Origin of the sequence: Rhizobium sp. YJ-22 (assembly GCF_029601685.1) — a bacterium.
Taxonomy (GTDB): Bacteria; Pseudomonadota; Alphaproteobacteria; order Rhizobiales; family Rhizobiaceae; genus Metarhizobium.
This window is the reverse complement of sequence record NZ_JARRIR010000021.1, coordinates 20,869-43,191: the sequence shown is the minus strand read 5'-3', so window position 1 is coordinate 43,191 and position 22,323 is coordinate 20,869. Positions and strand designations below refer to the sequence as shown.

General features: G+C 61.7%; 18 protein-coding genes. 6 read left to right on the top strand and 12 right to left on the bottom strand.

Annotated features, from left to right (window positions below; translation table 11 throughout):
* Nucleotides 1-53 precede the first annotated feature (53 nt).
* The 5 genes from P7F60_RS27930 to P7F60_RS27910 form a co-directional block, all read right to left on the bottom strand.
* On the bottom strand, nt 54-263 hold the full coding sequence (locus P7F60_RS27930; RefSeq protein ID WP_277920874.1) for a hypothetical protein: 210 nt from the start codon (nt 261-263) through the stop codon (nt 54-56).
* A gap of 22 nt (nt 264-285) precedes the next feature.
* Nucleotides 286-546 (bottom strand): hypothetical protein, encoded by a 261-nt coding sequence (locus tag P7F60_RS27925; RefSeq protein ID WP_277920873.1) that lies wholly within the window; start codon nt 544-546, stop codon nt 286-288.
* A 106-nt stretch (nt 547-652) separates the two neighbouring features.
* Nucleotides 653-844 (bottom strand): hypothetical protein, encoded by a 192-nt coding sequence (locus tag P7F60_RS27920; RefSeq protein ID WP_277920872.1) that lies wholly within the window; start codon nt 842-844, stop codon nt 653-655.
* Nucleotides 845-928: 84 nt separating this feature from the next.
* On the bottom strand, nt 929-2,326 hold the full coding sequence (locus P7F60_RS27915) for a hypothetical protein (RefSeq protein ID WP_277920871.1): 1,398 nt from the start codon (nt 2,324-2,326) through the stop codon (nt 929-931).
* A gap of 187 nt (nt 2,327-2,513) precedes the next feature.
* Nucleotides 2,514-3,425 carry a hypothetical protein gene (locus P7F60_RS27910; protein ID WP_277920870.1) on the bottom strand — a complete coding sequence of 304 codons (912 nt, stop codon included), beginning with the start codon at nt 3,423-3,425 and terminating at the stop codon, nt 2,514-2,516.
* Between the two features lie 292 nt (nt 3,426-3,717).
* Between P7F60_RS27910 and gmd the strand changes: the two genes are divergently transcribed.
* The 5 genes from gmd (at nt 3,718) to P7F60_RS27885 (ending at nt 10,809) form a co-directional block, all read left to right on the top strand.
* Entirely contained in the window at nt 3,718-4,689 is a 972-nt protein-coding gene (gene gmd / locus P7F60_RS27905) for a GDP-mannose 4,6-dehydratase (protein ID WP_277920869.1), read from the top strand.
* Nucleotides 4,690-4,751: 62 nt separating this feature from the next.
* Complete coding sequence (locus P7F60_RS27900) at nt 4,752-5,687, top strand: GDP-mannose 4,6-dehydratase (protein ID WP_277920868.1); 936 nt, start codon at nt 4,752-4,754, stop codon at nt 5,685-5,687.
* A gap of 144 nt (nt 5,688-5,831) precedes the next feature.
* A complete protein-coding gene (locus P7F60_RS27895; RefSeq protein WP_277920867.1) occupies nt 5,832-7,310 on the top strand; it encodes a methyltransferase domain-containing protein in 1,479 nt (492 codons plus the stop codon).
* Entirely contained in the window at nt 7,310-8,404 is a 1,095-nt protein-coding gene (locus P7F60_RS27890) for a glycosyltransferase family 4 protein (protein ID WP_277920866.1), read from the top strand. Before P7F60_RS27895 ends, P7F60_RS27890 begins: the two co-directional genes overlap by 1 nt.
* Nucleotides 8,401-10,809 (top strand): glycosyltransferase, encoded by a 2,409-nt coding sequence (locus P7F60_RS27885; protein WP_277920865.1) that lies wholly within the window; start codon nt 8,401-8,403, stop codon nt 10,807-10,809. Before P7F60_RS27890 ends, P7F60_RS27885 begins: the two co-directional genes overlap by 4 nt.
* Here the strand turns inward: P7F60_RS27885 and P7F60_RS27880 are convergent, their stop codons facing one another.
* The 6 genes from P7F60_RS27880 to P7F60_RS27855 form a co-directional block, all read right to left on the bottom strand.
* Entirely contained in the window at nt 10,810-12,042 is a 1,233-nt protein-coding gene (locus P7F60_RS27880) for an ABC transporter ATP-binding protein (protein ID WP_277920864.1), read from the bottom strand.
* On the bottom strand, nt 12,039-12,836 hold the full coding sequence (locus P7F60_RS27875) for an ABC transporter permease (protein ID WP_277920863.1): 798 nt from the start codon (nt 12,834-12,836) through the stop codon (nt 12,039-12,041). The genes P7F60_RS27880 and P7F60_RS27875 overlap by 4 nt, the downstream gene beginning before the upstream one ends.
* A 41-nt stretch (nt 12,837-12,877) precedes the next feature.
* Nucleotides 12,878-14,041: a glycosyltransferase family 1 protein gene (locus P7F60_RS27870; protein WP_277920862.1), complete on the bottom strand. Its 1,164-nt coding sequence runs from the start codon at nt 14,039-14,041 to the stop codon at nt 12,878-12,880.
* 114 nt (nt 14,042-14,155) lie between these two features.
* The gene (locus P7F60_RS27865) at nt 14,156-15,469 is read right to left on the bottom strand and encodes an HlyD family type I secretion periplasmic adaptor subunit (RefSeq protein ID WP_277920861.1); all 1,314 of its coding nucleotides are present in this window, start codon (nt 15,467-15,469) and stop codon (nt 14,156-14,158) included.
* Nucleotides 15,470-15,594: 125 nt separating this feature from the next.
* On the bottom strand, nt 15,595-17,325 hold the full coding sequence (locus P7F60_RS27860) for a type I secretion system permease/ATPase (RefSeq protein ID WP_277920860.1): 1,731 nt from the start codon (nt 17,323-17,325) through the stop codon (nt 15,595-15,597).
* A 239-nt stretch (nt 17,326-17,564) separates the two neighbouring features.
* Nucleotides 17,565-17,966: a helix-turn-helix transcriptional regulator gene (locus P7F60_RS27855; protein ID WP_347276903.1), complete on the bottom strand. Its 402-nt coding sequence runs from the start codon at nt 17,964-17,966 to the stop codon at nt 17,565-17,567.
* Nucleotides 17,967-18,304: 338 nt separating this feature from the next.
* Between P7F60_RS27855 and P7F60_RS27850 the strand changes: the two genes are divergently transcribed.
* Complete coding sequence (locus tag P7F60_RS27850) at nt 18,305-20,017, top strand: DUF4214 domain-containing protein (protein ID WP_277920859.1); 1,713 nt, start codon at nt 18,305-18,307, stop codon at nt 20,015-20,017.
* A 155-nt stretch (nt 20,018-20,172) separates the two neighbouring features.
* On the opposite strand, the gene P7F60_RS27845 is transcribed toward P7F60_RS27850, so the two are convergent.
* Nucleotides 20,173-22,164 (bottom strand): DUF4214 domain-containing protein, encoded by a 1,992-nt coding sequence (locus P7F60_RS27845; protein WP_277920858.1) that lies wholly within the window; start codon nt 22,162-22,164, stop codon nt 20,173-20,175.
* Nucleotides 22,165-22,323 lie beyond the last annotated feature (159 nt).

Sequence of the window (22,323 nt, the reverse complement as noted above, 5' to 3'; positions counted from 1 at the left end):
AAACATCCATCCTCGCAGCGTGATCACCATACGTTCTCAAAAGTCGGACAGATTCAACACTTTCGTGTCGTGACGCCTATATCGACCTTTCCGGCAAGTTTGGGATCGGTTGTCAGGACATCGATGACACGGCTCAAGTCATGTGGCCGTTCCCACAACTTCGCGGCCTGATCCGCATCCTTGTTAAAGGTCGTCGTCCCAGGATGGTCCGGAGCGGCCACAATATAGCCTTGCTGGGCAAGCTCGGTCGCAAGCCAGTTCAAGTTGCGCCAGCTCCCTCCATAACTATGCGAGAGAACCACCAGAGGATGGGTGCCGGCGTCGGGGGAGTGCTTCTTTTACGGCAGAAGTACCTTGAAAAACGCGGTTCTCGCCAATGGTTACGGCATTTGCCCCATCTTCAGTGGGGTACCAGAACGCAACATGGAGCGACCGGGCAGTGTCTTGGTCCAGCTTGGCCTCTCGAAAGCCGACACTCTCGGCAGAATAAGCAAGCGTTGTGATGGACAGCCATAATCCGGCAGTCAAAAAGGAAAACTTCAGCATGAAGGCCTCTCGGTTGATCGAACATGGCTCACATGCTGCAAAATCAGGTCACCGGAGACCTCGAACGCGATTCAGGACGTGCATATGATCGCTGTTGCCGGGGCAATTATGCCGGGCCTTGCCGGCCGGTCCAGATCGCGACGCCACCGATGATGGCGTGCTTGCGCGCGAGTTCCTTCCCGTGACGCACGGCGGATTCACCGAGGTCGTTTGCCTTCTCTGGAAGAGTTATCCCGCAGACGCGATAAAGGCCGATCGCGCGGCGGGGATATATGCCGATGCCACGCGGATCGCGCATGTGGGCAGGCATCTCCGCGTCAAGGGGCGGTTGACCTTGCCGGAGTTCGGCAATGGACGTGTTCCGCTCATCCAGGCGGGCGCACTACGAGAAGAATGTCAGCACGTCATCGATCAGGCTGGCATGGCCGATCACCGACAGGGTGCTGCCGTCGCCGAGCACATTTGTCCAGATGCCGACATCATGAACGGAGAGATTGGCGATGTTCTTTTCTTCGATGAGAACCTGGCCGCTTGCATAATCGAAGTCGTACTGACCCATGGCCTTGGCGAAATGTTCCATCAGGGCATACATCTTGGCCAGGTCGAGGTTGGTCTTCATGAAGAAGCCGACCTTATTGTCGAGCGTCGGCACGCTGGTCGCGGTGACGTTGCCGAGTTCAGTCGTCGTCTTGGTATCTGTCTTGGTGCTCGTCTTCTGGTCGATGGCCGCAGTCCGGCTGGCGTCCGTCTTCTTGAGGAACTCGTCCATAGCCTGCTTTGCATCGGTGCTATTGCTGCTGAGTTCGGCTGCCTGCTCCTGAGCGCGAGGGGAGGCAGCCTGAGCTTTCAAGGCCTCGTTGATGGTGATCTTCTGGCCAAAATCGAACTTGACGGCCAGTGGAGCTTCCTGGGGAACGCTCTTGATGGCAAAAACCTGCTGGGTAAAGGTGACGTCTTTGGCGAGGGAATCGTCCTTCGTCTTGACCTCGATCGGCACATCCGCCTTTTGCTGTGCCGCATGCTGCTCCTGCGTCGTCGAAACGACGACCTTCCGCTCCCCTTCCGACTGCAGATTCAGTTTCACGTCGTTGATGGGATCGAGATCGGCCGAGGGCAGCTTCTGCGAAGAAGATGTGTCATGAGCGGTTTCGGAGTGCAGGACCGAAAGCTCGCCGGCCAGGATGATGCTGGCAACGATGGCGGCACTGGCCGGTGCATCGACGGTTTCGAAGGCGCGCGCGAAAGCCGATTGCGCCCGCGCGATCGATGCGGTGGATTTTTCGGTCGGACGCACCGCGCCGCCATCGGTCTGGGGCAGCGGGCTTTTTTCCGACAGCGCCTTCGCATGGGCTTCGCTATTGCCAAGCTTGAACAACAGGAAGACCGCCGAGATGGACATGATGATGCGCGCGGCCGGATGCAGCACGACCTTGGAATTGCGCTCGGCACGAATCGAAAGATGACCCCGCACGCTGTTTTCGAAGCCGGCGATCAGCGCTTCGATGTTGGCGGCCGACAGCTTCAGGCCCAGCGTATCGCAGATCAGGTGGCAGACACCGTCGATGCGCGCCACATGCATGAAGACATCCTGGCTGGCGGTATCGAAGAACACCATCCACGGCTCGCCGATATCGCTGACGCCGCGGTCGATTCCGATCATGACGCCATTTTCCGCCAGCAGCCGGTGGGCGCGGTAGAAATCGGCAATTTCCTGCTGGGACCAGTCCTGGGCCTTGGCTTCGGTTTTCTTCAACTGGCTCGGAAAGGGAATGATCCGCATCTGCTACAGGCTTCCTCAGAGATCGAACGATCGGCAGGGCGCAACACGGAGAAAATGCGCCTGCAAGGCAGGGCGGCATGAGCCGCATCGGACAAATTAATATTCGACTTCCACGGCGAATGCAATGCGCCGCCGCCTGGAGCATCCTGCCGTCAGGCGGCTTCGCCTGACGGCAGGATAAGGCGCTTTAATCGATATTGGCGTGGCGGCCATGGCCGCGCATGCCGACGGCGCTGAAGCGTGGCGGTTGGTAATGGGCCTCGGCCGTGAACGGTGCCAGGAATTTCTCTTCCGAACACAGGTCGTCGCGCACGAAGAAGGCGTTGACGCCGAAGATATCGCAGCCCACCAGGCTGTAGCCGTTTTCGCGGCCGATCCGCTCCAGCGCCTTGAGGCTGGCCCCGAAACGGGTGGTGCCGACCCATTGCCCGTCCGCACGATAGGGAACCTCGTAATCGACGCTCGGAGGATAATGGCCGTTATATTCGACGCAGAGCAAACGCGGCTTCAGCGTCATCAGCCGACGCAGCACATGCGAGGTGTTGTAGTCGATATCGACAGAAATATAATCGGGTGCGAAATCGATCCGGCTCATCAGGACCTCGTCGAGGTTTTCCAGCGTGATCATGCGATCGACGAGAACGAGGCGCCCGCTCTCCAGCGGTTCGCGGGCGATATTGCGGATGCAATCGAGCTCCCTGTCGCCGGCCTCCACCCAGATGCCGCTCCAGCCGAGGTCGATCAGCAGACGGGTGGTGTTCTCGATGCCGTCGCCGGCGGCGATCTCGACGAATGTCTTCGTATCGGTGCCGATGCGGGCCAGGATCTCGGCGATGATCCCGTCCTCGTTGTTCTGGCTGTAGACCTGGCCGGGCGCGCAGGAAATGGCGCGCCTGTCCTTCGGCCCACCCATGCCGGCGATGATGTCGACATACATTTCGGACATCGTCCGGCGCAGCGCCTGGAGGTTGGCATTGGTCTGCGAGAAACCGCCGGCGAGATCACGCAACAGGGCTTCGGCCTGCGCGTCGTCGACGGGCGCACGGTCCGGTTCCGATGCAAGCTTGCGGAGGAGATCGGAAATGAGGGAATTGCTCATGGGGCGCGATACCGTTCGTTCCAGGGGTTCTATCCCGGGTCCACCGACCCGGATCGTCTGGTCCGACCCTTAAACGAAGAGCAAAAGACCGACCAGTGCCGAAAGACACGAAAATGCGGCAGTTTTTCCGGACAATGCTCAACTATAAAGCCGGCTTTCTTGGTTTATCCGGCGCGAAACTGCCCCTTTGCCTGCTTGAATCGCATGACTTCATCCGTTACAGGCATGGCGCAAAGGCTCTTGGCATCAGGCGAAGGGCGATGTCCGGCTTGCGAAAGATGAGGAGCGTCATATGACCAAGAGAGCGCTGATCACGGGGATTACGGGGCAGGACGGTGCCTATCTGGCCCAGCTTCTGTTGTCCAAGGGCTATGAAGTGTTCGGCATGGCGCGCCGCTCCAGCTCCTCCGACATCAATACCAGCCGCCTGAAGTGGCTCAAGATCGACCGGGACGTGCGCATCGTCGACGGCAACCTGCTGGATCTCTCCGGCCTCATCCGGCTCGTGCAGGACATCAAGCCGGACGAAGTCTACAACCTCGCCGCCCAGTCCTTCGTCGCTTCCTCCTGGCAGCAGCCGATCCTGACCAGCCAGGTGACGGCGCTCGGCGTCACCAACGTGCTCGAGGCCCTGCGCCTCGTCCGTCCGGAGGCGCGTTTCTATCAGGCGTCCTCCTCGGAAATGTACGGTCTCGTGCAGAACCCGATCCAGTCGGAAACGACGCCTTTCTATCCGCGCTCGCCCTATGCCGTCGCCAAGCTCTACGGCCACTGGATCACGGTCAACTACCGCGAAAGCTTTGGCCTGCACGCCTCCAGCGGCATCCTGTTCAACCATGAATCGCCGCTGCGCGGCATCGAATTCGTCACCCGCAAGGTGACGAACGGCGTGGCGCGCATCAAGCTCGGCCTCGAGCGAGAGCTGCGGCTCGGCAACATCACCGCCCAGCGCGACTGGGGCCATGCCAAGGATTACGTCCAGGCGATGTGGCTGATGCTGCAGCAGGACAAGCCGGACGATTACGTCGTCGCCACCGGCCGCACCAGCACGGTGCGCACCATGTGCGAAATCGCCTTCTCCCATGCCGGCCTCAACATCGACGAGCATCTCGTCATCGATCCGGCCTTCTTCCGCCCGGCCGAAGTCGAGCTGCTGCTCGGCGACCCCTCCAAGGCCAAGGCCAAGCTCGGCTGGGAGCCGACCACCTCGATGGAAGACATGATCCGCGAGATGGTCGACGCCGATCTCGAGCGCCTGAAGTAAGCAACACCGGATCGGCCCTGCGTGACCGCAGGGCTTCGTCCTGATCGCGAATGGTGGATGGCATGGCGAAACGTCGGCTCTTGGTGACGGGATCGAACGGCTTCGTGGGCGGGCATCTGCTGTCCGCCGCCGCTGGCGACCCGCAGGCGCGTTTCGAGCCGGTCGATTTCATCGATCCTGCGACGGGAACGCGGCCGGACTTGCGCAACGGTGAGGCCGTTGCCCGGGCGATCGCTGCCGCCGCCCCCGATGCGGTCGTGCATCTCGCCGCGATTGCCGCGCCGCGCGAGGCGCAAAAGGATCCCTCGCAGGCCTGGGCCGTCAACCTGACCGGCACGCTCAACCTGGCGCAGGCCATTCTCGCCCATGCCCCCTCCTGCCGGCTGATCTGGTCGGGCAGTTCCGAGGTCTATGGCGCCTCCTTCAACCGCGAAACGCTGCCCATCCGCGAAACCGCGGCGCTGGAGCCGTTGACCGCCTATGGCGCCACCAAGGCCGCCGGCGACATCCTTCTGCGCCAGATGGCCGAGGACGGGTTGCAGGTCGCGATCTTCCGGCCCTTCAACCATACCGGACCGGGCCAGGCGACCGACTATGTCGTGCCGGCCTTCGCCGCCCAGATCGCCGGGATCGAAAAGGGCGTTCAGGAGCCGGTGCTCAAGGTCGGCAATCTCGACGCAAGGCGCGATTTCCTCGACGTGCGCGACGTGGTGGCGGCCTATCTCGCCGCGGCCGCCGCGCCGGGGATCGTCCCAGGCGGGCGCTATAACCTGTCGACGGCGGATCCGGTCTCGATCCGGGATATTCTCGACCGGCTCATCGCCCTGTCGTCGGTCGAGGTCGAGGTGGTCGTCGATGCGGACCGCTACCGGCCCAACCATGTCGAGGTCGCATCCGGCGATAATGGTCGCGCCTTCGAAGCCTTCGGCTGGACCCCGCGCATCGCGCTCAACGACACCTTGCGCGACGTTCTGGACTTTCAGCGCAGCCTTCTTTGAGCGCCCGGGCGCTTGGTCTCTCCTGTTTATGCTTGCCTGCCCCAAGGCGCTTAATTAAAGCCTTTCGCTGAGCTCAAGAGCAATTCCCGGTGGTCGCCAGCGATTGACCGGTCGATGCCGCACTACACCCAGGAGGCCTGTTGCATGTCGCGCGACGCCAGCGATCCGACGATTGAGGAAATTCTGGCACGCGTGCGTGCCGAGACGGTGAGCGTCGAGACAGCCGCGCCCGTCGTTGCCGGACGACGGCAGGGGATCGGCACCATTCCGCTAGTGGCTGAGCCGGATGACGGCGACAAGATCGCCATCGGCCGGCCCTTCTACAGCATCGAGGAATTCGCCGCCCTCGATGACGAGGATTTCTTGCGCAATGCCTACCGGGTGGTCCTCGGCCGCGAGATCGACGGCGTCGGTCGCAGCTATTACCTGCCAGCCCTTCGACAAGGCCATATCGGCGTCGTCCGGATCCTGAGCGCCTTGTCGCGCTCGGCCGAGGGCAAGGCGCGCGGCGTCAAGATCCGCTGGCTGATGCCGGCCGCCGTGCTCGATCGTCTCGCCGGCCTGCCGGTCGTCGGCAAGTTCTTCGAACCCTTCATGCGCTTCCTGGTGCGCTCGACCACCAACCGGCGCCTGTCGGTCCTGTCCGAGCGCCATCACGACCTGATCGTCGAGGTCAATGCGGCGCTGTCGGCGGTGCGCAAGAACCAGGCCGGCCTCGACATGCGCATGACGCTGGCCGAACAGGATGCCGAACTGACCAAGCTGCGCATGGAAGAGGCCGTGGGGTCGGCCGCCAACGCGCTCTCGGAAATCCGCGCCATCCGCTATGAGATCGCCGGCGAGCGTGTCGCGCTTGGCCAACTCATCCAGTCCGCCCGCGATACGCTGCCGGCCGAGAAGCAGGCTGAAGTCGCGGCACTTGAGGATCCCTCGCTCGACAGTCTCTATGTCGCCTTCGAAAACCGCTTTCGCGGTTCGACGGCCGAGATCGGCCGCCGGTCGGAACGCTACCTGCCGATCTTCCGGCAGTCGCAACCGGTTGCCGCCGGCGCGCCCGTGCTCGATATCGGCTGCGGCCGCGGCGAATTCCTGTCGCTGCTCAAGCGCAACAACATCGCCACCCTCGGCGTCGATCTGAACGGCGCCATGGTCGAGGAGGCGCGCGGCCTCGGCCTCGATGTCACCGAAGGCGATGCGCTCGCCTATCTGCGGGCGCGGCCCGACAACAGCCTGGCGGCAATCACCGGTTTCCATATCGTCGAGCATATCGGCTTCAAGGATCTGGTGCGCCTGTTCGATGAGGCGCGGCGGGTGCTGATGCCCGGCGGTATCGTGCTTTTCGAAACGCCGAACCCGGAAAACCTCGTTGTCGGCGCCTGCACCTTCCATTACGACCCGACCCACAACAAGCCGCTGCCCCCGGATTACCTGCGTTTCGTCGCCGAGGCGCGCGGCTTCGATGCGACCCGCATCATCCGCATCGCCGAGGATTGCGACCTGTCGCAGCCGGAAAGCGGGTTTGCGCCCGCCGAAATCAACGACTGGTTCCGCCAGCCGCCGGATTACGCGCTCTATGCCCGCAAGCCGCTGGAAGATGGCCAGATCGAGATTGGTTTGGCCTGATGCGCGTCGGGATCGCGACGGTTCACACGCCCGGCATCCATGGCGGCGCCGAATTCCTGGTCGACGGGCTGGTGGAGGCCGTGCGCGCCGCCGGCCATAGCGTCCACAAGATCAGCGCGCCCTTCTTCTTCGAGCCGATCGACGCGGCCGGCCGCACCATGGACCAATGCGAGGCTGCGAATTTCCTGCCCTTCGGCGGCGGGCGCATCGACCGCATGATCTGCCTGAAATTTCCCGCCTATATGATCCGCCATCCCGACAAGCGGGTCTGGCTGCTGCACCAACACCGCTCGGCCTATGACCTCTATGGCACGCCGTTCGGCTGGCTGCCCGGCAAGCCGGAAACCGACGCGCTGCGCGCCCGGATCATGGCAGCTGACAAGGTCGGCCTCGATGGCGCCGCGGAGGGAAGCGCGCGTGCCGTCTATACCATCGCCGAACGGGTGTCGGCACGCCTGCGCAACTATAACGGCATCGAATCCAGGGCGCTCTACCATCCGCCCGCCAATGCCAATGAATTCCGTTGCGAGGAAGCGCTGCCCTATGTCTTCGTGCCCAGCCGGCTGGAGGGGCTGAAGCGTCAGGATCTGATGCTGAAGGCGCTGGCGGCCTGCAAGAGCCCGATCAAGGCCGTGTTTGCCGGATCGGGCGGCATGCGGCTGCATCTGGAGGCCATGGCCGAAAATCTCGGGCTTTCCGACCGCGTCCGCTTCGTCGGCGCCGTCAGCCGCGAAGATATGCTGAGCCTCTACGCCCATGCCGGCGCCGTCTTCTTCGGGCCGCTGGACGAGGATTACGGCTATGTGACGCTGGAGGCGATGCTGTCGGCCAAGCCCGTCATCACCTGCCGCGATTCCGGCGGGCCGCTGGAATTCGTGCGCGACGGGGAGACCGGTTTCGTAACCGAGCCGACGCCGGAGGCGATCGCCGCGGCGCTGGAGGCGGTCATGGGAGACAGCGCCGGCGCTCGCCAGCTGGGGCGCAACGGGCGCGAGCGCTACGAGGCCATGAACATCACCTGGGCGCATGTCGTCGAGACCCTGCTGGCCGATATCCCGGCAGGAGGCAGCCAGCACATGGAAGCACGCCCATGAAGATCGCGATCGTCACGCCGCATCCCACGCCGCTGGCGCTCGGCGGCGCCGAAAACCTGTGGTGGGGCCTGCAGGATCATTTCAACAGCAAGACCGACCATCGCGCCGACATCGTCTCGGTCATGGCGCCGGAAGGCAATTTCTGGGATCTGGTCAGCTCCTACGAGACCTTTTCCAAGCTCGATCTCTCGGCCTATGACTGCGTGATCTCGGGCAAGTATCCCGCCTGGATGGTCGCCCATCCCTATCACGTCTGCTACATGCTCCACCGCCTGCGCGGGCTCTACGACACCTATGGCGGCGCGGGCACTGATGCGCTGCTGGCCCAGCCGAAGCTGCGCAACCTGGCGGAATGGATGACCGAGGCCGGCCGCGATCCCGATCCGGAGCAGATCCCGGAACTGTTCGACCGGCTGCGGGCCTTACGCGACGGCGATCTGCCGGACACGGCCTTTGCCTTTCCCGGACCCTTCAGCCGCGCCGTCATTCACTTCCTCGACAATGCCGCCCTGTCGCCGCGCCGCATCAAGCGCTATGCAGCGATCTCGGCCACGGTTGCCCGGCGCAAGAGCTATTTCCCCGACGATGTCGCGGTCGACGTCCTCTATCCGCCGCCGCATCGCGACAACTACCGCTGCGGCGAGAGCCGTTATTTCTTCACCAGCAGCCGGCTCGACGGCCCGAAGCGGATCGGCCTGATCGTCGAGGCCATGCGGCACGTGCCCCAGGACATTCCGCTGCTGATCGCCGGAACCGGACCGGAAGAGGCGCGGCTGAAGGCGCTCGCCGGCGACGATCCTCGCATCCGTTTCCTCGGTTATGTCGCCGACGACGCCATGCCCGGCCTCTATGCCGATGCGCTGGCCGTCCCCTTCGTGCCGGCCGACGAGGATTACGGCCTGATCACCATCGAGGCGATGAAGAGCGGCAAGCCGGTGCTGACCGTTCCCGATAGCGGCGGCCCCTGCGAATTCGTGCGCGACGGCGAAACGGGTCTGGTCTGCGGCCTGTCGCCAGCCGCGATCGGCGCCGGCCTGTCGCGCCTGGCCGACGATGTCGCCGCCACCGAGGCCATGGGCCGGAAAGCCCTCGACAGCATGGCGGCGATCACCTGGGATCCGGTGGCCGAAGGCCTGCTGCAGCCGCCATCGTCCCTACCGTCGGCCCGCAAGACGGTGCGTCCGAAACTGACGGTCGCCACCACCTTCCGCGTCTATCCGCCGATGAATGGCGGCCAGGCCCGCGTCTTCCATCTCTATCGCAATCTCGCCCGCACCTTCGATATCGACATCGTCTCGCTGGGATCGACCACGAGCGGCCGTTCGGAAGTGGAAATCGCCCCCGGCGTCCTCGAAATCACCGTTCCGATGACCGACGTTCATGCCGAGGCCGAATATCACATCTCGAAACAGGTCGGGAACCGGCCGGTCAGCGATGTCGCCGCCAATGTCCTGCTAGGGCTGACACCAGCCTATGAGGAGGCGCTGGAGCTGTCGGCGCTGACCAGCATGGCCGTCATCGCCAGCCAGCCCTACATGATCGACATCCTGAGACGCGCCGCACCCGGAAAGCCCTTCTGGTACGAATGCCAGAATGTCGAGCTGACCCTGAAGGCCGATGTTTTCGGCAGCCTGCCGGAGGCAGCACCCCTCCTGGAGGAAGTGCGCAAGGCCGAGCGCGACTGCTGGATCAATGCCGAGCGGGTTTTTGCCTGCACGCGCCGCGATCTGGCGGAGCTGGCGCGGGTCTACGGCCCGACGCGCGCCCGGCAATACGAGGTGGCGAACGGCGTTTCGCTTGAGAACACGCCCTTTACCGGCCTTGCCGATCGCCGCCGGCTGCAGAAGGCCGCCGGCCTCGGCGCCCGACAACTGGCGATCTTCATCGGAAGCTGGCATGGCCCCAACCTCGAGGCTGTCGAAGACATTCTGGAGCTGGCCCCGCAACGGCCGCAGACGCGCTTCGTCGTCATGGGCAGCGTCTGCCTGCCGTTCAAGGACAGGGCGCTGCCGGCCAATGTCGATCTGCTCGGCGCCGTCGACATGGAAACCCGTGACCTGATGTTGTCGATCGCCGATGTCGCGCTGAACCCCATGCGCCTGGGCTCGGGGACCAACCTGAAGATGCTCGATTATATGGCCGCCGGCATTCCGGTCCTGTCCACGGGGTTCGGCGCCCGCGGGCTGGAGATCGAGCCGGAGAGGCATTTCGTCCTGGCGGAGAAGCCGGATTTCGCCGCAGCGCTCGAGCGCATGGCCGGCATGAGCGAGGCCGCGCTTGAAACGATGATCCTCGCCGCCCGGGCCGCCGTCGAGGCGACCTATTCCTGGCAGGTCATCGCCGATGCCTTCCTCGCCGAGTTGCAGGCCGACACGCAGGACGGCCGCTTCCTCGTGCGCGCATGATCAGACAGACTGACGCGACACGGAAATCTGCGGCGGCAGGAAGGCCTTGCCGTCGAAGGGCTGCTTGCTGAGATTGGCGACGCTGAAGATGATCGCCAGATCCCGCCATTCGTAGTTTTCGCCGATGTGGTTTTCGCCGCCCACCAGGGCAAGCGCGATCGAATAGGTGCCGACCCCCAGATCGGCGGGAAAGCTGACATGGAAGGCGAGGCGCTCGCCGGCCGCGACGTCCGTCAGGGCCTGGTCGCTGTAGAAGGTGTTGGTGCCGTAGATGGTCTGGCCGAAGCGGTCCTTGATCGCATAGCCGAGAACCAGCTGTTCCAGCGCCTCGTGGGCGGTCGCCTTGACATGCAGATGCACGATGTCGCCGACATCGACGGTATCGACCGGCTGGCCGGCCTCGTCGATCAGCACGGCATCGTCGACGGTCGCCTTGCGCGAGCCGGAAATCGTGCGGATGCGGCCGTCGCCCAGCGCTTCGGTGACGATCGTCTCGCCGGCCTTGTGGCCGAGCAAAGCGTTGTAATAGTCGAGCACGCTTTCCGGCTCGCCGTCGAGCGCCACGCGGCCCTCATGCAGCAGGATGGCGCGGTCGCACAGGCCCAGCATCGCCATGCGATCGTGGGAAACCAGGATCAGCGTCGTGCCGAGCTTGCGGAATTCGCGGATGCGATCGAAGCTCTTGTGCTGGAAATAGGCATCGCCCACCGACAGCGCCTCGTCGACGATCAAAATATCGGGCCGGAAGGCGGTGGCGACCGAAAAGGCAAGCCGCATGTGCATGCCGCTGGAATAGACGCGCAGCGGCTGGTCGAAGTAATCCCCGAGTTCCGAAAAGGCCTCGATATCGGCCAGCGCCGCCAGGATATCGGCATGCTGGTGGCCCATCAGGCCGAGCGAATGGAAGACGTTCTGGCGCCCGGTATAATCGGGATTGAAGCCCATGCCGAGCTCGAGGATGGCCGAGATGCGGCCGCTCAGGCTGACATGGCCGGTGCTGGGGCGCATGGTGCCGGTGATCAGCTTCAGGAGCGTGCTCTTGCCGGCGCCGTTGCGGCCGACGATCGCCAGCGCCTGGCCGCGCGGCACGGAAAACGAGATGTCGCGGAGAACCCATTTCTCCTCGGCCGCCGGCGCCCGGGCGGAAAACCATCTGACGATCCGGTAGAGCTCGTGGCTGTATCGGTAAAAGACCTTGCCGACATTATGCACCGACATCACAGGCGTCGTCATAGAACATCCACCATTTCAGAACTGGATTTCCTGAACAGGAACAGGGCAAGCGACAGGAGCGCCACCGAAAGCAGGGTGAGCGCGCCAAGGGCCGCATAATCGGGCGCCGTGCCGTAGACCAGGACCCGGTGATAGCTGTCGATGATCCAGAACAGCGGGTTGAGCATGACGATCTTCTGGAACAGGGGCGGCAGGATGTTGATCGTGTAGACGATCGGCGTCAGCCAGAACAGGAACTGGATGACGATGCCGCACATCTGCCCGACATCGCGGATGAAGACGTTGACCACCCCGCAGACCAGGCCGAGGCCGGTCGCGAACAGGATGTTGAGCAGGAAGAGGACCGGCAGCCAGACGAAACTGGTGCTGAAGCCGTAGCCGGTCGCAAGATAAACGGCGGCGACGATGACGAAGAAGATGACGTTGTTGATCGTCGAGGAGATGACGACCACGAAAGGCAGCGCCATGCGCGGAAAGGAGATCTTCTTCAGCACATTGGCATTGTCGATGAACAGCGTCAGGCAGCGGTTGAAGATATCCGTGAACAGATACCAGCCGAGGAAGCCGGCCAGCAGGTACAGCGAATAGGAAAAACGGTTGTCGATATTGGGCAGGCGCTGCGACATCAAGGACGACAGCACGAAGGCATAGATCAGCACCTGCGACAGCGGGGCGATGACCAGCCAGAGCAGGCCCAGCCGGCTGCGGGAAACGCGCCCGTTGAAATCGGCCCGGACGGAGGTGTAGATGAAGTAGCGGTATTGCCATACCGCCTTCACCAATGAGCTGAGCACGATCGCATCCTCGCTGGTTGTCGCATCGCTGCCTGACGAAATCAGGCGCCGCTTGCCGCCCTGTATAGGGCAACGGTTTCCTCGGCGCATCGGCGCCAGCTGAATTTTCCGGCCTGCGCCACGCCTTTTTCGATCATGTCGCGCCGCGTCTCCTCGTCGGTCAGGCAGCGCTCGTAAAGGGCGGTCAGGCCTTCGACGTCGCCAGGCGCGACATAGGCCGCCGCCTCGCCGCCGACTTCCGGCAACGAGGCCTGGTCCGAGGCGATCACCGGCACGCGCGAGGCCATGGCTTCGAGAACCGGCAGGCCAAAGCCTTCATAGAGGGAGGGGAAGGCAAACAGCCGCGCCCCGGAAAACAGGTGAGGAAGGTGGTCGTTGGGCACGTAGCCGAGATAGGTCAGCCAGCCCTCCGCCTGCGCACGGGCGATGCGCTCCATGATCGCCTCGTTGTTCCAGCCCTTGTAGCCGGCGAGCACGAGGGGATAGCGCCGGCGCAGTTCGGCCGGCAGCCGTCCATAGGCGTCGATCAGCGCGACGAGGTTCTTGCGCGGCTCGATCGTGCCGGTATAGAGCGCGTATCCGCCGGGCGAAAGCCCGTAGGTCTGGAGCACCGGCGCCAGCTCCTCGGCCGAGCGCGGCCGGAATTCGGACCCGCACGCCAGCTGTGCGACGCCGACCTTTTCTTCCGGAAAGCCGAAATAGGAGAGAACCTCGGCCCTGGTGTAGTGGGAATCGGTGACGATGCGCGTCGCGCGGCGCGCCGCGCTTTCGATTTCCTTGCCAAGATACAGGACGCGCTCGCGCGGATGGAATTGCGGCATAGTCAGGACCGAGAGATCGTGGACCGTCACCACCGTGCGGCCGGGGAATTTCGGCAGGTAGAAATTCGGGCCATGATAGAGATGGTCACCATAGCCCTTGAAGACATCCCGGTCCGTCTTGCTGCGCAGGAACCGATAGGCATCGACGATGAGCTTGCTCCTGGCGATGAAACGCTTGATCTCCTGAATGCGCGATGCGCGCGGGTCCGGCCGGTCGGTTCCTTCGAAGGATTGCGGAATCGTCTCGACGAAGCCGCCGTCGTTATGAAACTTCAGAGCCTCAATGCCGGCCACCTCGGGCAGATTTCTTGCCAGTTCGTACGTATATCGCCCGATCCCGGTCAGGGGATACTTGATGGATTGTACGGACAGGATGACTTTCATCGGGACCTTCTGGCGCAATTCATGACTGGAGCCCAAGACCGTTCGGCCCCGGGCTCCAAAAATGGCTGAAAACTGTGAAATAGCGAGCGATCGGCTCCGCTAGAGCTGGCTGACTTATTTTTCCTTCAGGCTTTTGTGGAAGGAATCGACCAGCGGCTTGACGATATACTGGGCAAAGGTCCGCTCGCCGGTGGAGATGACCACTTCCGCCGGCATGCCGGCGATGAGGCGGCCCTTCAGTTCCTGGGGAATGTCCTTGTCCTCGACCTTGACCAGAGCCAGGTAATAGGGCTGCTGGTTGGCGGCCGTCGGCTCGATGACGTCCTTGCTGAGCACGGTGATGTGGCCGAACATGGCCGGCGTCGTCTTGCTGGAGAAGGACGAGAAGCGGACTTCGACCCTGGCGTCGGTCTTGACGTTGTCGATGTCGATTGGCGACACCTGGGCGCGGATCATCAGGTCGTCGTCGAGGGGAACGATATCCATCAGCGGTTCGGCCGGGCGGACGACGCCGCCATCGGTATAGACCTTGACGTTCTGGACCATGCCGCGCACCGGCGCCGTCACCGTGGTGCGGCTCAAAATATCCTTGGTGACGCGGACCTTCTCGGCAACTTCGCTGAGCTGGTCCTGGGTGTCCTTGTGTTCGCTGACGGCGCGCTCGACGAATTCCTGACGCGTCTGGACGATCTGCAACTCGGCCTCGGAGATGGTTTCCCGGGTCTTGGCCATGTCGGCTTCGATCTCGCCGCGATTGCTCTGCAGGCTGAGGAAACCACGCGTCATCTGCGAATGCTGGTTGGCGGAAACGACGCCCTTGGTCATGCCCGAATCCAGCCGCTCCAGTTCGGCCGTCATGGAATCGATCTGCTTGTCGATGGCGTTCAACTGGTCCTGAAAACCCTTGGTCGCCTGCCTGAGCTGCTCGACGCGCGCATTCAGGATGGCGACCTTGCCATCGCGAGACTTCACACGGTCGTTGAACAGGCTCGTCTGCATCTTCATGGCGGCCTGGGCTTCCGGCAGGTCGCTCTTCAGCACGTTTTCCGGGAAGGTAATCTTGTCGGCGCCGGTGCTTTCGGCGATCAGTCGTGCCTCGGTCGCCTGAAGATACAGGAGCTTGGTGTTCCACAGCGCGTAGTTGCCGCGCGCCTGGGTCGGGTCGAGCTTGAGCAGGACGTCGCCGGCATTGACGATATCGCCTTCCTTGGCGACGATGTCGGACACGATGCCGCCTTCGAGATGCTGGATCGTCTTGCGGTTGCCTTCAAGCGAGACGACGCCCTTGCCGACGACGCCGCTCGCCAGCGGCGCGGTCGCCGCCCAGGTGCCGAAGATACCGAAGCCGAGAAAAACCGTCAGGTAACCCGCGACCATATAGGGGGCGGGGGAAAAGGAACGGCGTGCGTTCTTGTCCGTCTTGGTCATGTCCTGTCCTTTTCGAGGCAAACGGCTTTTCTGACGCTGGTCTGCCCGTTCAAACGCAAGAGCGGCCAAAACTTGTAAAAAGTTTCGAGGCCGCGTCTTTCCTGTCCGGTTCTCTCGCCGCCGCCTTAAATGGTGGCGCTGCGGTTCTGGTTGTAATCCGCGGCTTCCCCTTGCGGGGCGATCGTGGTGACGGCCGGCTTGGGCTGCAAGAGATCGCGGGTCGGGCCGAAGCCCTGCATTCTACCGCCCGCCACGACCAGCGTCTTGTCCGAGACGACGACGAGGCTCATCTTGTGGCTGACGAAGAGGACGCATTTTTCCTTTGCCTTCAACTCGGCGATGACCTGGTTGAGGGCTTCTTCGCCGTCGCTGTCGAGGTTGGCATTGGGTTCGTCGAGAACGATCACGGCCGGATTTTCATACAGCGCGCGGGCAAGGCCGACACGCTGGCGCTGGCCGCCGGAGAGGGAACGGCCGCCGACACCGATCTGGGTGTCGTAACCGTCCGGCATGTTCTGGATCATTTCATGCACGCGGGCGAGCTTGGCGGCCTCGATGATCTTTTCCGGCGTCGCATCGTCGCGGAAGCGGGAAATGTTTTCCGCGATCGTGCCGGCGAACAGCTCTACGGATTGCGGCAGGTAACCAAGATGCTTGCCGAGTTCGTCGGCATCCCAGTGCTGCAACTCCGAGCCGTCGAGACGGATGGAGCCGGCCGCGGTCGGCCAGACGCCGACGAGGGCGCGCACCAGACTGGATTTGCCGGCGCCGCTCGGACCGACGATGGCGAGCGCCTCACCGGGCCGAACCTCGAAGTTGACGCCCTGGATGAGGGGAGCCTTGCCGCCGGGAGCGACGACGGCGACCTGCTCGACGGCCAGGCTGCTCTTCGGGGTGGGCAGCTTCAGCCGGTCGTCTTCCTCCGGCATGTCGATGAAGATCTTGTTGAGGCGGGCATAGGCCTGGCGGGCGCCGATGAACTGCTTCCACTGGCCGACGACCTGGTCGACCGGCTGCAGGGCGCGGCCCATCATGATCGAGGCGGCGATGATGGAACCTGGCGAGATCTGGGCTTCGAGGGCGAGATAGGCGCCGGCGCCGAGGATGATGGTCTGCAGGCCCATGCGCACGAACTTGGAGAGCGACAGCAGTGCGCCCGAACGGTCGCTGGCCAGCGCCTGGCTTTCCAGCATCTTGCGATGCATCTCGTCCCAGCGCTCGCGCAGGCTGCCTTCCATGCCGAGCGCGCGGATGACCTCGACGTTCTGCAGGGTGGAGTTGGAGAAGTGGATCGCCTGCTGGCCGAAGGTGGTCGCCTGCGACAGGTGCTTCTTGGTGGCGAATTCGTTGGCGATCGCCAGCAGGAAGATGATGACGGCGCCACCGACCGAAATCCAGCCGATGAGCGGATGGAAGAAGAAGCAGACGGCGATGAAGATCGGCATCCACGGCAGGTCGCAAAGCGCGATCAGGCCGGAGCCGGTCAGGAATTCGCGCAGCCGGTCGATATCCATCAGCGCGAATTCGGAGCGCGACTGCGGCGACTTCAGCGACGAGGTGATGACGCGGCTGAAGACGTTCTTGGCGATCATCTCGTCGAAGCGCATGCCGGCGCGCACGAGGACGCGCGAACGGATCCATTCGAGCAGGCCGTAGATGCCGAGCATGGCCAGCGCGATCAGCGTCAGCATCATCAGGGTCATTTCGCTGCGGCTGTGCAGCACGCGATCGTAAACCTGAAGCATGTAGAGCGGACTGACGAACATCAGGATGTTGATCGCCACGCTGAACGTTATCGTCGCGACGATGATCGTCCGGTATGTGGTCAATGCCTGCTGGAATGGATTGATTTTCATAAAGCCGTCTTTCGCTTCCGATTAACGCTCGACGAATGCCCGCATTCCCAGAACGTCCTGCAGATTGCCCATCTTCTTAAAATTGGGCAAACATATGTTAAGAGGTGGCTAATTTCTTCTTCTCATAGCGAAGTTTGCCACAAACGCAATGCTTGCACACGTCGACGCCCGCCAGGAAACCCGGCAGGCGCTCTCCATATATCCCGAAACCGTTGCGGCCTTGCGACGCAGGCGGCGCGTCACTCGTTGCCGAGCTTGGATTCCAGCCGGGCGAGGCGGGCGGCGAGATTGGCGATGAAGCTCTTCTCCTCGCCCTTGTCGGCGGGCGCGGCGGCGCTAGCTGTCTGCGGGAACAGGAGGCGATAGGTATGCGGCTCATGGAACTTCAGCATCGTCATCGCGAAGTCGCGCGGCTCGATTCCGAGGGCAAGAGCATAGGATTCATAGCGATCCGGCGGCACGCGGCCGCGGCCGGCCTCGATCTGGGAGATGAAGGTGTAATGCTCCAGCCCCACCCTGTTGGCGAGGTCGCGCTGGCTGAGGCCGGCGGCCTCCCGCTTGCCGCGAACCCATAGACCGGCCTCACGGCGCAGGGCGGCGATATCGTCCTTGTTCGGGCTGGTGTTCGCTGCGGACAGCATTGCTCTTACCCCAATAATCTTACGTGATTCGGCCCCTGCGGCGGTGGATCGTCGGGCCGTGTTGAGTTGTCGCTATATAGAAGTAAATGCTTTACGGTGTAAAGAGCTGTGGCAAAAAAATGACATCACAAACGCGTTTTCCGCCTAATCCCCGCCATTTCAACGAGATTTTCCGTCCTTCCGCATCCCCCAAACAGGGGAGAACGCACCAAATGCGTGCGGTTTGACGAAAAAACATCACTTTCCGTAAAGCTGGTTCTTGACCTTCGCCGGATCCGGGTATAGCTATCCTCCCCGACCGACACATCTGGTCGTTCCAATCGAGAGGAATTTTCACAATGGCTACCATTCAAGGCGTATACGTCGCCCTGTTCGGCCGTCCGGCTGACCCGACGGGCCTCGCTTACTTCAACAGCGTCACCAAGAACGGTGCTGACCTCAACGGTATCGGCGATCTGGCTTCGACCCAGGAATACAAGGACCGCTTCGCCGGCCAGAACAACACGCAGATCGTCAACTCGATCTACCAGTCGCTGTTCGGCCGCGACGCCGAAGCTGCTGGCCTGACCTTCTTCGTCAACGCCCTGAACAACGGCACGCTCAACATCAAGAACATCGCAATCGCGATTCTCGATGGCGCCCAGGGTTCGGACAAGACGGTTGTCACCAACAAGGTTGCCGCTGCTGACCTCTACACGAAGGCTCTGGACACCGGTCCGGAAATCGTAGCCTACTCGGGCAACGCTGCTGCCGCTCAGGGCCGCACCTTCCTGTCGACCGTCAAGGACACTGTCCCGACGGCTGCTGCTGTTGACACGGCTGTTGCTGCTATGGTCACCGCTTCTAACGGTGGCGGCACGGGCACGACGGGTGTAACGCTCACGCTTACCAACGTGGCTGATTTCGTATCCCCGGATCAGGCAAACTCCGCATTCAAGACGACCGCTGGTAACGACACCATCCGCGCTCTGGCGGCTGCTGACTTTGCTTCGGCCGACTCGATTGATGGTGGGGCTGGTACCGATACGCTTAACGCTGTTTTTGTTGCTAACGGTTCGGTTAACCCGATCCTTAAGAGCGTTGAAGTTGTGAACCTGGTTGGCCCGGGTGTTGGCGCTGGTGTTACGCTTACGGCTGGTGCAGGCGCTGCTGGTCAGAGCTATACGTTTGACTCTGCCGCCTCTGTTGGCATTCAGCAGCTCAACCTGTCGTCCGTAAACCTGACGGCTGCCGCTACTGCTGCCGGCATCAATCAGGGTGCGTCGCTCAACGCTAACAATATCGACAAGTCGGTTACTGTTTCGTTCAAGGATGTTGTTGTTCTCGCCGGCGCTGCCCCGACCGATCACGCTGACTTGAACGTAAACTTTGCTGCTGTTACCGGTGGTAACGACAGCGCAACTGTCAGCGTTAACAACGTTAACTCCGTTGTTAACGGCGTTGCTACCCTTAACGTTGCTGGTATCGAAAACCTGACCCTGAACTCCACGGGCGCAGCAAGCTCTCTGACCGTTAAGGATGCTCAGCTTCAGAAGCTCGTTATCACTGGCGACAAGGACATCGCTGTCCTGAACGATGCTGGAAACGCTGTCCTTAAGACGGTTGATGCATCGGCATTCACTGGTACCTTCACATACACCGCTACCGGCAATGGCGAAACGATTACCGGTTCGGCTAAGGCTGACGTGATTACTCTCGGCGCGGGTAACGACACGGTTGTTTACAATAAGGCCGGCGTATCGGTAGTTGGCGCGATCGACGTAATCAAGGGCTTTGCCGCTGGTACGTCCTCGACCTCCGTTGACAAGATCGACCTGAAGGCATTTGCTCTCGGTGCTGACACGACCATCAAGACGATCACCACCACCCCGACTGCTGACGTTGCTGGTTTCTTCGATACCACGAACCGTCTCGCATTCAACGACACTGACAAGCTGCTGTACGTTGACGTCAACAAGGACGGCAACTTCAACGCCGCTACAGACTTGGTTATCAAGCTCGATCTGGTTGGTGTTGCCAACCTCGACAAGGGCGACTTCATCCTCGCTTAATCTTTCCTCTCGGAAAGGAAGAACCCCCGGCTTCGGCTGGGGGTTTTTTTATGCGTTTTGTTTTGATTGCGCAGGTTTGGGCCATCTGCAGAAGCCGCCAAAAAAGGCGGCGCTCAAGGCGCCGCCTACATTTCATTATCAGTAGGTTTCGATCTTCAAACTATAGGAGAAAGGGGATCGACATTGACTCGGATATGGTTTTCCGCGAGCAGGTTGTTATTCGTATCGAATGCTTCCAGCTTGATATCGAAGTTGCCGCCGTTAAAGTTATACGGCTGAACGCCAGCAGCGACCGGGTCGGTATCGATCTGGTCGAGAATCGCCTTGAAACCGATGTTCACGCTGTTCTGCGAAAGTTTCACATTCAAACCGTCATCGTCATTGATGACCACCGTTCCGTTCGACAGCACCCAGGGTGTGGAGCCGCCGCCATTGTCCTTGAGATCCAGGACAACCCATTTGCTGGTGCCGGAGGAAGGATCGACGTCAATGGAAAGCTTGAACTTGTAGTCCCCAAGCGTCTTGCTGGCATTCTGGGTGTTCAGGCCTGTCGCAACGGAAAAATCGAACGACCAGTCTGCGGCCTTCTTATCGCCCCAGGTAACAGTCTGATACCCTGCATTCACATGATCATATGCAATCGTGCCTTTGCCGTTCGGATCCGTCGGCTGATAATCGGCGCCGCCTCGCACCTTTGCCTTGAGCGCAAGCTCGATCCCTTCGCCTTCATGACGGACGACGTTGAAATTATTGGCTGAGTTGCCGCCACCGACGTAGAGCTTTCCATTGGTGGAAGCGGAGGCATCGACGGACGCTTTCGCATTCTGGTCGATATAATCCGGCCGGCTCCAGTGCCTTGCATAGTCGAAGGCACGCACGCCGTCATGTTCAGCCCCGCCGACAGACCCCTTGTTGCCGTCATAAACCGGCCGCGTTTCATAAGCATCGGGGACCAGGGCAAGCAACGCATCCTTGACGTCCGTGGGGAAATTGCGGCTCTCGATCGAAACCTTGTTGAGATTGCCGAGCAGGTTGTCATGCATACTCTGGCTGCGGTCGTTCAAAGCTTTGACCGTGAAATCGCTGAAGGGCGTTCCGCCGCTCTCAAGGTAATTCACATACCGCATGCCCAGTTCGACGAAGGCCTTGTTGGTATCGTTGTTGTTGTACCCCTGAACGCCATAGCGGTCATCGAGCACATCCCAGATCGCCTTGATCGTATCCGCCTCGTTGCCGTTGACGCTGAATTTGGCAGTGGTCAGGCCATAGATGGCGTCAAGTGAAGGGTTCGGCTCGAACACGCCTCCCGGTGCAGTCTTGGTCAAGGTGACACCCGTCACGTCAAGCGTGCCCGTGCCGGAAACGTTTGTAATCCCGCTCAATGCGGACGCCGCTGTGTGAAGAACGGAGCCACTGCCGATGACGATCTTCTCAACGCCCGTCGCAGAGGTGCCGCTGAAACCATTGGCACTTATCTGAAGGCTGTTTCCGGAAACAGCCACTGCCGCGCTGGCGTTGGCGGCAATTGCTAGGATCTTCGTTGCGCTGTCATAGGATGCGACAGAAGGAGCAGGCGTCGAACTATCACCGCCTCCGCCACCACCACCTTCGCTCGGCCCCTGACCGCCGGAAGGCGTCACCACGCCGGCAACGGCCTTGTCGACATCCGTCTGGCTCGGAATGGTGGTCTTGTCGTCCGTGACCTTGGTGAGGAAGGCCCGGCCGAGATCGGCGGCGCCATTGCCCTTGTAGGCGTCGATTTCCGACTGGGTATCCAGGCTCTTGGTGAACAGGTCGGCGGCGGCCGTCTTGTTGTCGATGATCGACTTGTCGGAGCCCTGCGCGCCGTCGAGAATGTTGATCGCCAGCGTTTCGAGCTTCAGCGTGCCGTTGGCCAGCCCCTTGGTGAAGAAATCGAGACCGGTCGCATCCGGCGCGCGGCCGAACAGCGACTGGTAGATCGTCGTGACGATCTCGGCATTGGTCTTGCCCTTGAAACGGTCGAGATATTCCTGCGAGGCCGTCAGCTGGCCGATGAGCTTCGACAGATCCGAACCGTTATTGGTGACGCCGTTCCAATACGCCAACCCGCCGGGATCGGCCGGACGGCCGAAAAGCGCGACGTAAATTCCCTGAATAGTTGCCATGTCATCCTCTCCTTTCACTCGCGTCATGCGGGTTTGGGAGGAGTAAAAACCATCCAAAGGTATTAATCAATTACTAATATTAACAGTTGGTTAACGCACAACCCCTAATACGAAATCTGACCCAAATGGGGGATTGACACGGTTTTCCTTGCGAAAACG

Excerpts from the sequence above, each read along its gene's own strand:
- P7F60_RS27925 (WP_277920873.1), bottom strand. The coding sequence starts at position 546 with ATGCTGAAGTTTTCCTTTTTGACTGCCGGATTATGGCTGTCCATCACA.
- P7F60_RS27920 (WP_277920872.1), bottom strand. The coding sequence starts at position 844 with ATGCGCGATCCGCGTGGCATCGGCATATATCCCCGCCGCGCGATCGGC.
- P7F60_RS27915 (WP_277920871.1), bottom strand. The coding sequence starts at position 2,326 with ATGCGGATCATTCCCTTTCCGAGCCAGTTGAAGAAAACCGAAGCCAAG.
- P7F60_RS27910 (WP_277920870.1), bottom strand. The coding sequence starts at position 3,425 with ATGAGCAATTCCCTCATTTCCGATCTCCTCCGCAAGCTTGCATCGGAA.
- gmd (WP_277920869.1), top strand. The coding sequence starts at position 3,718 with ATGACCAAGAGAGCGCTGATCACGGGGATTACGGGGCAGGACGGTGCC.
- P7F60_RS27900 (WP_277920868.1), top strand. The coding sequence starts at position 4,752 with ATGGCGAAACGTCGGCTCTTGGTGACGGGATCGAACGGCTTCGTGGGC.
- P7F60_RS27895 (WP_277920867.1), top strand. The coding sequence starts at position 5,832 with ATGTCGCGCGACGCCAGCGATCCGACGATTGAGGAAATTCTGGCACGC.
- P7F60_RS27890 (WP_277920866.1), top strand. The coding sequence starts at position 7,310 with ATGCGCGTCGGGATCGCGACGGTTCACACGCCCGGCATCCATGGCGGC.
- P7F60_RS27885 (WP_277920865.1), top strand. The coding sequence starts at position 8,401 with ATGAAGATCGCGATCGTCACGCCGCATCCCACGCCGCTGGCGCTCGGC.
- P7F60_RS27880 (WP_277920864.1), bottom strand. The coding sequence starts at position 12,042 with ATGACGACGCCTGTGATGTCGGTGCATAATGTCGGCAAGGTCTTTTAC.
- P7F60_RS27870 (WP_277920862.1), bottom strand. The coding sequence starts at position 14,041 with ATGAAAGTCATCCTGTCCGTACAATCCATCAAGTATCCCCTGACCGGG.
- P7F60_RS27865 (WP_277920861.1), bottom strand. The coding sequence starts at position 15,469 with ATGACCAAGACGGACAAGAACGCACGCCGTTCCTTTTCCCCCGCCCCC.
- P7F60_RS27860 (WP_277920860.1), bottom strand. The coding sequence starts at position 17,325 with ATGAAAATCAATCCATTCCAGCAGGCATTGACCACATACCGGACGATC.
- P7F60_RS27855 (WP_347276903.1), bottom strand. The coding sequence starts at position 17,966 with ATGCTGTCCGCAGCGAACACCAGCCCGAACAAGGACGATATCGCCGCC.
- P7F60_RS27850 (WP_277920859.1), top strand. The coding sequence starts at position 18,305 with ATGGCTACCATTCAAGGCGTATACGTCGCCCTGTTCGGCCGTCCGGCT.
- P7F60_RS27845 (WP_277920858.1), bottom strand. The coding sequence starts at position 22,164 with ATGGCAACTATTCAGGGAATTTACGTCGCGCTTTTCGGCCGTCCGGCC.